Genomic DNA, 12,320 nt, shown 5'->3' on the forward strand with positions numbered 1-12,320 from the left:
CCATTAAAGTCGCTATTTTAGCGGCTTTTTTTCTTTTTTACTGTCTACATACAATAAGAACCAAACATTCAGCTTGCCTTAAGTGCTTCACTAGAAGCCTGCTTCCCGCCTTTTTTACGAACAAAACTAATGATCAGCAGTAGCAGGGGTAACAAGCCAAACAAAAAAATGGACATATTGCCAAGAAAATCACCCAAAGCTAATGTTTCCTCCAGGTTTTTGGGCAAGTAAGCAATTACATATAAGACTGGCAACATCGCGAATTGTATGCTCGTAATATTTTTGAGACGAAACAAATCTCGGATCCCGATTGCCGCAAAATAGTGTTTAAAAGCATAGGTTGCAAAGATCTGCATCAGCCAAAACACAATGAAAAGCGATTCATATCGCTCAAAAAGAAACCCCTCAATTTCAAAACTTCGAACCATGTCGAACGTTGGCCACATTCGTGTTTGAATTCCTGGCAAAGATAAGTTTCCTACAACGGTAACAATCGTGACCAAATATATGATCGTACAACTAAGTATGCTGTATATAGCAGCTTTATAGCTTGCTTTCACGTCTACCATGTAAGCTGTGATGATGAGTAAAACTTCATATCCAGAATAGGAGAGACACGAAGGTTTAAGCCCTTTCAACACAGGCATGAATCCATCGCCCAGGAGTGGTCTGAGGTTATTAATTTCAAACATCTTGCTGCTTAAAAGGAAAACCAGGGCTAACAACACAAGCGTAACGGGCAACACGATTGAAAAGACCCGGATGATGACCTTAAGACCACCCGTTAACATATAAATACCAATCCACAAACTGACCATAATGGTGACCCAAGTAGGCGTGCGCTCAAGGATGTACATACTTGTAATTTCGGCCATGACTCTAACTTCGAATGAACAAAGAACAACAAAATACACGATAATTAAAAGTCCCAATAGATAAGCAATCCACTGACCTGTGATTTCGGGTATAAATTCGAATACCGTTTTACCGGGGAATCTACGACACAACGTTACAAGGAGGATGCTGATTGTGGTTACAATTAATCCTGATAAAATGACAGAAATCCAAACATCTGGTGTCCCTACTGCTTTACTAATTGTGCGAGGGAGTGTTAGAATTCCAGCTCCGAGTATTGAATTGATAACTACAATAATGACCTCGGAGGTATTAATATTAGATGTGGATTGCTTCATTTGGCCTTCGCTCCAAACCGGAGAATATATTTCTAGGTAGTATCGCCCAACGCAGTTGTTTTATGTAAAATAAGTTGGACTGATATAATGTAGAGATATCCAATAATGAATTGAAGATGAGGATGCAGGTTATGCCAAAGAACGATAATATGTTAGCCATTCTATGGATGCTGAATTCAGGCACCAAAGTAACTGCAAAACAGATGTCCGAAAAGTTAGAAATCAATATAAGAACCGTATATCGATATATTGATGCATTATGTGCCAGTGGAGTACCGATCATTTCCGATACAGGTCACAACGGCGGGTATAGCTTGCTGAATCAGCATATCAAAGCACCTCTGTTATTTGATATCGATGAAAAAAAGGCACTTCTCCAAGCTGCTGTGTTTGCAAAAGAAGCTGGATATCCTTTGAGTGAGGCATTGGACAATGCAACATCCAAATTGAAAATGTATACAAATCAGGATCAGGAAAACACACTTCGCCGTCATTTAGCCGGGTTTAACGTTATCAATCGCATGGGAGATCCATCCGTTCAGCCGATCTTGGCGGAATTGGAGCAAGCCGTGGCTAATGATTGCTCTGTCGAAATTGATTATCGCAGAAGCCGCGATGAACAACCCAAGAATAGAGTAATAGACCCGTATGGAATGGTTTACTGGAATAATAAATGGTATACCATTGCGTTTTGCCACTTGAGGAATGAATTCCGCAGTTTTCGAGCAGATCGTATTCTGCGAATCAAGCATACTCCGCTCCGCTTTAATCGTTCGGAAGCCTTTTCAGCCCGTGAATTTTTTCTGCAAAATTTATTACCTGATGTAGGGGGCAAAGAGGGGTTAATCTCCTTGGTTATCGAAGGCCGATCAGAGGCATTGGATGACTTGGGGCTGCATTGGTTTATGGGACATTATCTGAAAGAGCGGACTTCTAATCAAGCCATCTTTTTATTTGATGAAAAATCAATTGATACATACGTCCCCTATTTTCTCCTATCCTATGGGAAGTCCATTCAAGTCATCGAACCACTGCGTGTGAAGGACAGACTTGTTGCTGTTGTATCCGAGTTAATAGAATACTATCAACTTTAACAGCTTCACTGACAGTAGATGTCAGTGAAGTTGTTTTATAATGATGACAATCTCGGATTACTGAGAAGGAAGGCGGAGTAGACATATGAGTGAACAGACAAAACACAAGGCAGTTTCAGGAAAATATACAAAGAAGGGTACACCTAACGGCGTTACATCGATTACCCCATTTATAACAGTGAAAGACCCTTCTGAAGCAATAGAGTTCTACAAAGTTGTTTTCAATGCAAGGGTGAAAGATATCACTGAGCATCCAGATGGAAATCGTAATAAGATTATTGTTCATGCCGAATTAGATTTTGGAAATGGTTTTTTACAGCTGGGGGCTGCAAACTCGGCATATCAATTGGCTTTGCCCCCAGATCAAGATCATGCATGTTATTCTTTAGGGATTTATGTCATTAATGTGGATGAAACCATTGCAACCGCCGTATCCAGAGGGGCGAAAGTAAGAGAAGAAATTATTAACTTTGCGTCTGGTGATCGATTCGGAAGTATACTAGACCCTTTTGGCGTACGGTGGTCTATTCTGACTCGGATTGAAGATCTATCGGAAGAAGAAAGTAGTCGAAGAGTCGCTGAGTGGGCCAAAAGCGATTTTTCCATGAACAGCTAGTTCGGAGCGCATCCTAAACATGGATGCGCTCGTTTTCTACTGTCCGTAATCCTATTCGTCTGTATCGGTCGAAGTATCCTCATTAAGCTTCTTATAATCCATTCCCATGTTTCCATCACACTAATGAAAGGAGGGAACATGTTTAAGCTAAGGAAAACACGGAAGATGTTAAAGTTAACTTGGATGACAATGTGGAAATCCCGTCACGTTTTCAGATTATGAGCATTCCTGCAACCATTTTATTCAAAGATGGTAAGCCTGTTGAGCAAGAAATCGGTATGTTGTCATCAGAGCGTTTAAAGAAACGGTTGCTGTTATTAACGTGGACACAAGATCCGCTTGGCCTCCTTTATTCTGATTTTATTGATGAATGGGTGCTCGATAAGCATTTTTGCATAAATATCACTTTTTTGAAGCCTGCCTTCGCAGTGAACGGGCCCGATTTCAGTTCTTTTTTAAGCATATAACCGAACCGCTCATATAATTTTTGTGCTGAAGGATTCGTATCGACGACCTCTAGATTGATTATAGTAATTTGCTTATTTCTTGCGACTTGCTCCAACTTACTTAATAGCAATTTACCTATGCCATGACCACGTGCTTCTTCAGATACGGCAATAGGGTCAATATGCAATACATGTTCGTGATACAAATGAAATTTCAAATAAAACGCATAAAATAAAAATCGCCAAGTCGCTACCACTGGGGAGTACACGTTCCGAAAAGCTGCATAATTGGCAGGTGTGAACGCTTTTTTTCCTAAATTGTAACCGAGAAATCCAACTACTTCTTCATTTCTTAATGCGTAAATGCCCTGTTCAAATTGAATAGACTGAGCTAATAGTTCTACTGCTTGTTTTTTCGTTTTTGCATAAAACCAACGATGTGTTACTTTCAATGGAAAAGCTTCGTAAAATAAATGAGCAACTTGTTCTTGTTGTTGTGCATTAAGTTGCTGTGTGATTTGAATTTGGTTCATTCATATCTCCCCAATCCTTCATTTAAGATTTTGTTGATGTTCTATCATTTATTTTCCTAAAATGCAGAAGCGTGGACAATTCACATTTCTTTGAGTTGTGGGTTCATTTCTTAGATTTCCTTTGTATGTTGCTTGCGACTCGTTGGATTGGAGTGGAAGGAGGAGATCACAAGATGAGTGGTAGGGGTTATTTCACCGACAGTTCTCCCATGAACGTACAGTTTCTAAATTTCAAAGATGAACCGTTCCGATGGCATAATTCCATTGAAGTGGTGATTATATTGGAAGGTAGCATTCATGTTGCCATTGCAGATGAGAAAAAAACATTAGGTGCTGGTACAATAGAAATTTTCAATATCAATCAAGTTCACCGTCTATGGCAGACCGATGAAAACAATGTCGTCCTCCAAATAAATATCGATGCTGCATTTGCAAAGGAATATTACCCTGATTTATCCTATGTCTGGTTTGCGCATGAATTTAGCCCTGGAGCATATCTAGGTTTAGAACGAGCAGAAGGAATCATTGAGGCCATATGCATGTTAATAACTCCAATTGTAACTAAGAGTGAGATGCCATTTTTCACGTTAAAGAATACAGTCGAACAGTTATTGGACCTGCTTATTATGAATTTTGATGCGAAAAGAATGTTCGAAGGGAACCCAACCAAGCTGCAACGAATAGGAAGAATATATGATTACTTATTCAATAATAGGGGGTTTATTAACAAGGCATCTTTGAATGATATCGCCAAGCACACAGAGGAATATTTGAATTTGGATTATTTATCATCACAATTCAAGTTATTAATAGGAGATACGCTGCAAAACTTGCTTCATTACTTGCGCATTGAGCACGCAATCAAACAATTATTGACGACAGATCGAAGTCTGGTAGAAATATCAATTGAGAGTGGTTTTTCTTCACCCAGATATTTTTATCAACGATTTAATAAGATTTTCCCGGAAGGACCGAAAGCATTTCGTGAACAACATAAAAAGAAACAGGAGATGAAAGATCACTGTAGGGAAATCATCGATCCAGCATTAGTTTTTGCAAGACATCGTAGATTATTTGAAATTCCTGAGACGATAAACAGCGAACTAAATAAATGGATTCACATCGATATATTTGGACATGATGAACAAAATTCAACTTCTCCATATTTGATCAAGCTATCTGAATTAGTAAAAGGTGATTCACATGCGTATCTTAAGAAGATCCTTCAGGAAAATAACGTAAGCCCCAACAACATTTTTCGATTTGAAGAAACTTTGGATAATGCAAACCGTGACGATTTTCAAGTTTTGACATGGCTGCTCAACCAATTCAGGGAAAACGATATCTTGCCTGTATTTATCGTCAGGACTAGTAGTAACTCTATTCTAGAACAGATAACCACCATACAAGGACTACTTCAAAACTATACGCTCACTTATGGCGCAGAATATATGAAGGGATGGAGAATTGAACTTCAATAATACGAAGGTACAAGAGAATAACCACACTCATAATGTTGATAAAAAAGTTGCGAAGCTTTGCTGCTTTGGATATGATTATCTAATGTGCAATCAAAGATAACACTTATGTAATCAATTAATGATAAAAGATAGTGAGGTAAGAAAAAATGATCGCAAGAACAGAAGAAGATTTTAATGGCTTGAAGGAAATTGGCAAAATTGTAGCTTCTATTCGAGATGAATTGGTTCAAAGAACCATCCCAGGCATAACGACTAAAGAACTTGATGATTTGGCAGGAGAGCTTTTTGAGAAAGCTGGCGCAGTTTCTGCTCCAAAAAGTGAATATAATTTCCCGGGATTTACTTGTATTAGTGTTAATGAAGAAGTGGCACATGGTATTCCGGGAGATCGGGTTATTCAAGAAGGGGACATCGTCAATATTGATGTGTCGGGCTCCAAGAACAGTTATTTTGCAGATACGGGACTCTCGTTTGTCGTAGGCGAAGGTGCAGAAGTGTTAACGAAAATATGCGACGTTGTTAAATTGGCATTTGAAGCAGGTCTAAAAAAAGCAAAACCAGGCTCCAAAAAAAGCGGAATCGGGAAAGCCGTATTCCAAACTGCTAGACAGCATGAATTAACGGTTATCAAAAACCTTACAGGACATGGTGTTGGACGTGGAATACACGAAGCACCTGACCACATCTATAATTATAATGATCCATCGGATGATGAATTGTTAAAAGAAGGTATGGTTATCGCATTCGAGCCATTTATTTCAACTTCAGAAGAAGAAGTAGTCCAAACTGGAGATGGCTGGACCTTTGTTACTAAAAACAGCTATGTAGCTCAAATAGAACATACCATTATTCTTACTAAAAATGGTCCGATTATTGTCACTCTTTAAGGTGTTCAAACTGAAAGTCGCTAAATTTAGCGACTTTTTTTGTTTTTGTTTTATTGGTACGTCAAAGTAAATCAAAATATAAACGTTCGCTTATTAATTTATGTTGAAATTATGGAAGGATTTAACGTATATTTAGATCTGATCTTTATGTTATAGACAGAGGTGATTGATTGAGCACATCAAAAAAGCGCGTTCAAGTCATTGATGGACTGCGTGGATTCAGTTTGGTCGGCATTGTGCTGGCGAATATGCTGGCTTTCCAATATGGAATGTATGGCCAGAGCAAACCCCAACTGTTCGGGATTGGCGGAGCAGATCAGGCTTTCCTCTCATTCCTGCTGATCACTGTGGTGGGAAGTTTTATGCCGATTTTTGCATTTATGTTTGGCTTTGGAATGGTTAAGCTCTCGGAAAGCCTAAAATCACGAGATTTACGACCAAAGTGTCATCTGGCACGCCGTTTTCTACTACTGTTTGGAATCGGATTACTGCACATCATCTATCTGTGGGAAGGGGATATCCTTACATTTTATGGTGTACTCGGTTTCTTCTTGCTCATGTTCCTTAATCGGAAGCCCAAAACGCTGCTCATATGGGCGGTACTGCTACTCATGGGAGCGGGCATACTTGGTCTCCCGGCATCTAATCCGATGAACCCGCTGGCGATTGAGTCCATTCATATGGAGAACTACATCATTCAAAGTCAGGATGTATACGGCAACGGCACATACGCGGAAATCAGGAATTTCAGTAATAACGGCGATCCATTCGGCGGGGATTTGGAGCTGTCATTTGCCCTGATAGCCCTGATGTTAGCACCACTCATGACGGTGCCGATGTTCCTGCTCGGCATGCACGCTGCCAGAATAGGCACGTTTAGCGATCCCCAAACGATGCGAGCTATATATCTTCGCCGGGCATCATTATTGATTCCGGTAGGTCTGATACTCAAAGCATATGGTGTATTGGCGCCACAATTGGGTGCGGAAGGTTGGCTCGGAATCGGAATCGGGGGGACGCTTGGAGGAGCGTTGCTTGCACTCGGATACATATACGCATTCGCGCTGTTGTATGCTGGAAACCGCCGTTTCAGCCTGATGGGCAGGTTCGAGGCGGTCGGCCGTCTCTCGTTGACGAATTATCTGATGCAGAGCGTAATCTGTACAACAATTTTCTATGGATATGGCCTGGGACTGTTTGGAAGTGCTGGCGTGTTTATCGGAGCAATTATTGCATTTGCAGTCTACGGCATTCAATTGTGGCTCAGTCCGCTATATCTTAAGAAATTTAGCAATGGACCTGTCGAGTATATCCTACGGATTTGGACTTATCTGTCCTGGAAAGGGCAGCCAAGAAAGAAGAAAAGATCAAATTTAACTACGAATGAAAACGCGCCTGGTGTCCAGTAAGCATAAAGTGTTATCGTGAAACGCAAAAAGAAGCTCGTTCCACCAAAAGAAAGGGCTTCTTTATGCCGTAACGATCATCTTCCTAATGTTTCCTGTTATAATTAGTAATTATTTATAGATTCAACATATCAACCCTAATACATAAGCTAACTAATATAGTGCGGGCAGTGGTAAGTTAATGCGAAATGAAAGATGAAGCATATACATTCAACTGTTTCCACTCAAGCTTGAAAGGATCATTATTGTGCTAAAAATAATTAATTTTCTTCTTTTCTTGCTGATCATTTGGGTAGTCATCTTTTATCCTTTTCGTTTTGCTTGGTTTGAAGGTTTGAAACAGATTCCTGCAGATCTTCATGTTATTTATTTACTTTTCTTGTTCTTTGGGTATCTGATCTGTTCATCGGCTATGGGACTTATGGTTGGCAAGATGTTTTTTAAACGAAAAGAACAGTGAGTATGTGTAAGTATGGAGGTTGGAGAATTATGAAGTTACATACTAAAAGACTTTCTCAAGAAATAGAAGATCTGCACTCAGGGAAATATTTTTCATAGGATACTCTGCTGGAGATTAGGTATTCAAGAGTTTAAATCGTTGGTTTTATAATATCATTCAAAGTCGCTAAAGCAGCGGCTTTTTTTGTTTATTCATGTAATTGCCTATCTAAAAGGTTGAGGGGAAAGAACTTATTACAATGATCGATTAGATAATTTTTGCTTTGAATAGGTCTCCATTCGCATCCACTAGTGGGGTGGAAGCAATGAAGGAGTTTGCTACATTACAGCCTTACGCCTGTCCTGCCCAGATTATTGACTTGGGTAGTGACTAAGCGAATCTGGAAAAGATTATGGATGCGAGACCTGATGTCATCGTAACCTTTAATGGTTCGGTCGATACCATATACTATGAGTTGATGTCGAGGGACAAGAACATTGTGTCATTTCGGATTAGATTGAAGCGTGGTTGACCACTTTCTTGAATATGCCTTGGATGATTTTATGATTTGTATATTTGTTCCTATTAGATAAGTTGATACATTTACCTGAGGATTTGAGCCCCAGCGCTAATAAATGTTCTATCGTCGTTGATATTTAACAAAAATGTGAAAGATGAAACACTTATTTTTAGTAGATATCCCAAGATTTTTTGAGTAAGGAGTTTCTATTATGCACATAATAATAAGCCAGCTATTATATTTAATAGCTGACTTTCTTTTTATTCAAAAGTGAGCTATTCCCAATTAGCTGCGTGTTTTTGAATTAGATTAATCATCTGTTTCATTGCAGGTGAAATCCACTTATCTTTGTGATATGCCAAATATGTGGATATTGTAGGGCGGTCAGACCCAACTTCTTCGCCTTGAAATTTTTTGGATTTTAATTCTTCTTTGACAGAAAAGTAAGGAACCATCGAAATGCCTAGTCCGTTTTTCACACATTGCTTAATCGCTTCGATACTTTGGAACTCTATACTGTTCATAACATCGACTTTTTTATAATTGATGTAATCCTTGAATACAGATTTGTAACTGCAGCTACGTTCCGTATATAACACAGTTCCTTTTGCATGGTTTTTCTCATGAGGGGGACTAATAAGGACCATTTTTTCTCTCACCAAACGTTCGCAGTGTAGTTCGGGAGCCCCCCATCCCTCTTTTTCTAAGGCAACAAGAAGGTCAATCTCACCATTTTGAACAGCTTGAGAGACATCTTGGTAGTCAAGTGATTTGAGCGAAAGGTTAACTTGCGGATATTTCTCACCATACTCAACCAATAAAGAAGGGATGCGACAGATCATTAAGGATTCCGAAATACCTAGTGTCAAATTTCCCGAGGGCTCATCATTTGAAGTAAGTGCTTGCGTATACAACTCAATAATTTTATGAGCATACGGCAGAAATTGATGTCCGTATTGTGTGAGCACAACTTGTTTACCTAAGCGATCAAAAATAGGCTTACCGAACTCTTCCTCCAATTCTTTAATATGTGTCGTGACAGAAGATTGAGCATAACCGAGATGTTCAGCTGCTTTCTTAAATCCTCCTTTTTCAACAATAGTTTTTAATGTAATCAAATGGCGGAGTTCCATAGATACCCTCCTAAAGTGAGTTCATTTTTAATGAACTAAAGATTCAATAACATCAATTTTACTGTTCATTTCATTCATTTTATAATGTTCATATTCTGAAAGATATATAAACATAATTGTTAAAGGTGGATGGTTAACTTGGTACCAAAAAATAAATTGTTTGAACCTGTCAACGTTGGTTATAACTTTCTAAAAAATCGTGTAGGAGTAGCTCCAATGACTCGTACGAGTGCTACTCCGGAAGGTCTTGCCACGGAGCAGATGGCTGAATATTATGCGTCTTTTGCTCGTGGAGGTTTTGGATTTGTCATTACAGAAGGAACATACACAGATCAATTGTACAGTCAATGTTACTTTAACCAACCTGGCTTGATAAATGAAGAACAAGCTATTGCTTGGAAAAAAGTCGTGGATACTGTACATGAAGCGGATGCTGCAATTATAGTTCAGCTTGAGCATGCAGGAGCACTTTCTCAAGGAAATCGCTTCAGTTCCCATAACCTAGCTCCTTCAGAAGTGCAACCTAAAGGAGATCCTTTGGCGTTCTATGGTGGAGTTGATAAATTTCCTACTCCGATAGCTGCAACAAAGCAAGATATCGAACAAGTGATTCAGGGATTTGTGGAATCAGCAATCCGGGCAAAAGCAGTAGGGTTTGATGGTGTTGAAATTCATGGAGCCAATGGTTACTTGCTTGATCAATTCTTGACCGACTACACTAATGAACGATCAGATGAGTATGGCGGTTCGACCGAAAATCGGGTACGGCTTTTAATTGAAGTTTCATCTGCAGTCCGTAAAGCCGTTGGACCGAATTTTACAGTAGGTATTCGAATTTCTCAAGCCAAAGTCAATGACTATATCCATAAATGGGGTGGAGGTGAAGCAGATGCTAAAGTCATTTTCGGTGGATTAGGGCAAACCGGGCTTGATTACATTCATGTGACTGAATATAAGGCATGGAAGCCTGCTTTCGAAGAGAACGGGCCTTCATTGGTACAACTAGCTAAAAGATTTTCAGGTAAAATTGTCATTGCCAACGGTCAACTTGAAGATCCATTAAAAGCATCTGAAATCATCACTGATGATAAGGCTGATCTCGTGACATTAGGAAAGGGAGCTCTAGCTAACCACGATTGGGTTACTAAAGTTAAAGAAGGTAAGCTACTAGCTGAGATGAGAGAGGATAAGATACTGCGACCAGATGCAACGATCAAAAATTTTGAAATCCTTTAATGGGAACAGACAAAAGTATTTTACTCAATTATTTCAAACTGAGGATGTCATACTATCTGTGTAGAGCTCTCAATCAGTGGTATGCATTCTTGACACCAAATAAATGGCTTTCAGAACTTATTGAGCAATAATAGTATTGCCATAGGTCGTTTTAAACGGATGACCTGTGGCAATTAAGGTAGAAAACAGACATTCAATTAGTGGGTTGCAATTATATACTAATTAATATTGGGAAATATCCATTTCAAAGTGATTTTAACGTTCTTATTCAGATAACAACGAAAGATGCCTGAATCTTTGATACCGCCTGTGGAATTCATCTATAAGTTACACACTATCTTTTTGGAAAGTACCTATCATAAAAGTGCGTACTATTCATAATATGTGACTCATGTATACTAAATTGTACCTCGATGTAAAGGAGAAAAGATCATGAAAAGCAAAGAAAATTCGACAACGTTGCGTATGTTAATGCCTCAATGGCAAGGGGGAGATAATCCTAATTACTCCTTTGGAGCTGAGCTTCTTGAATGGCTCGCTCCAGAGAATAACAAGCATATAACCGTTAAAGTACCTGTTTCAATGAGCGATGATACCCCCTTGGAAAAAGAGGAAGGTATTATAGGTGATATTGTGGGAAAAGAGCAATTATTAAATCAACTTGATGCGGCAAATCATTTAATCAAAGCATATCAACCAGACCGAATTGTCATGTTTGGGGGAGACTGTTTAGTGGAGCAAGCCCCATTCGCTTATTTAAACGAACGTTACAGTGGTGAGTTGGGATTACTTTGGATTGATGCGCATCCTGATATAACAACACCAAAAGAATACTACAATGGTCATACTTATGTATTGGGTAATCTATTAGGTGAGGGAGCTCCTGAATTCGCTGCTAAAGTAGATAAGCCTTTTCGTCCAGAGAACGTAATGATCGCGGGAATAGATCAACCGACTGGCCAAGAATCGGAACTAATTTCAAGATTATCAATTAAATCAGCGTCCAGTTCTCAATTAAAAGAAAGTAGCAAAACTGTGCTGGATTGGATCGAAACGAATAGGATTAAATATTTGGTGATTCATTTGGATCTGGACGTTCTTGACCCGAAAATTTTCAGATCATTGCTCTTTGCAAATCCGTTATCAGACTTAGAGATTGATTTTCCTATGGGCAAAATGCAACTTTTTGAGGTAGCAAAATTGATCAATGAAGTTAGTGATGTCACTGATGTAGTTGGTCTCGGGATAACCGAACATCTTCCATGGGATGCAATAAACTTAAAACAACTACTTCAGAAAATGCCTATCCTTAACGATTAAGATGCTAATGCTTCAA

At 39.1% G+C, this 12,320-nt stretch carries 10 protein-coding genes; 7 read left to right on the plus strand and 3 right to left on the minus strand.

Annotated features, from left to right (window positions below):
* Positions 1-68: 68 nt before the first annotated feature.
* Complete coding sequence (locus MHH25_RS15365; RefSeq protein WP_076253097.1) at positions 69-1,193, minus strand: GerAB/ArcD/ProY family transporter; 1,125 nt, start codon at positions 1,191-1,193, stop codon at positions 69-71.
* 131 nt (positions 1,194-1,324) lie between these two features.
* Here MHH25_RS15365 and MHH25_RS15370 point away from each other — a divergent pair, with 131 nt between their 5' ends.
* Together MHH25_RS15370 and MHH25_RS15375 are read left to right on the plus strand one after the other, a co-directional pair.
* Positions 1,325-2,287, plus strand: a complete 963-nt coding sequence (locus tag MHH25_RS15370; RefSeq protein WP_076253098.1) for a WYL domain-containing protein — start codon at positions 1,325-1,327, stop codon at positions 2,285-2,287.
* Positions 2,288-2,372: 85 nt separating this feature from the next.
* On the plus strand, positions 2,373-2,903 hold the full coding sequence (locus MHH25_RS15375) for a VOC family protein (protein WP_076253099.1): 531 nt from the start codon (positions 2,373-2,375) through the stop codon (positions 2,901-2,903).
* 349 nt (positions 2,904-3,252) lie between these two features.
* Here MHH25_RS15375 and MHH25_RS15380 read toward each other — a convergent pair whose 3' ends face one another.
* Positions 3,253-3,882 (minus strand): GNAT family N-acetyltransferase, encoded by a 630-nt coding sequence (locus MHH25_RS15380; protein ID WP_340020410.1) that lies wholly within the window; start codon positions 3,880-3,882, stop codon positions 3,253-3,255.
* Between the two features lie 173 nt (positions 3,883-4,055).
* Between MHH25_RS15380 and MHH25_RS15385 the strand changes: the two genes are divergently transcribed.
* From MHH25_RS15385 to MHH25_RS15395, 3 genes are all read left to right on the plus strand, one after another.
* Positions 4,056-5,363 carry an AraC family transcriptional regulator gene (locus tag MHH25_RS15385; protein WP_339199807.1) on the plus strand — a complete coding sequence of 436 codons (1,308 nt, stop codon included), beginning with the start codon at positions 4,056-4,058 and terminating at the stop codon, positions 5,361-5,363.
* 146 nt (positions 5,364-5,509) lie between these two features.
* Positions 5,510-6,250 carry a type I methionyl aminopeptidase gene (map, locus tag MHH25_RS15390; protein WP_036615705.1) on the plus strand — a complete coding sequence of 247 codons (741 nt, stop codon included), beginning with the start codon at positions 5,510-5,512 and terminating at the stop codon, positions 6,248-6,250.
* 170 nt (positions 6,251-6,420) lie between these two features.
* Entirely contained in the window at positions 6,421-7,659 is a 1,239-nt protein-coding gene (locus MHH25_RS15395; protein WP_340020411.1) for a DUF418 domain-containing protein, read from the plus strand.
* 1,231 nt (positions 7,660-8,890) lie between these two features.
* Here the strand turns inward: MHH25_RS15395 and MHH25_RS15400 are convergent.
* Complete coding sequence (locus tag MHH25_RS15400; protein ID WP_036615694.1) at positions 8,891-9,748, minus strand: LysR family transcriptional regulator; 858 nt, start codon at positions 9,746-9,748, stop codon at positions 8,891-8,893.
* A 138-nt stretch (positions 9,749-9,886) separates the two neighbouring features.
* Here MHH25_RS15400 and MHH25_RS15405 point away from each other — a divergent pair, with 138 nt between their 5' ends.
* Positions 9,887-10,984, plus strand: coding sequence for an NADH:flavin oxidoreductase (locus tag MHH25_RS15405; RefSeq protein WP_340020412.1), 1,098 nt, complete (start codon positions 9,887-9,889; stop codon positions 10,982-10,984).
* 432 nt (positions 10,985-11,416) lie between these two features.
* Positions 11,417-12,304 (plus strand): arginase family protein, encoded by an 888-nt coding sequence (locus MHH25_RS15410; RefSeq protein WP_036671243.1) that lies wholly within the window; start codon positions 11,417-11,419, stop codon positions 12,302-12,304.
* Positions 12,305-12,320: the final 16 nt, after the last annotated feature.

The organism is Paenibacillus sp. FSL H3-0457, assembly GCF_037981725.1.
Lineage (GTDB): Bacteria > Bacillota > Bacilli > Paenibacillales > Paenibacillaceae > Paenibacillus > Paenibacillus amylolyticus.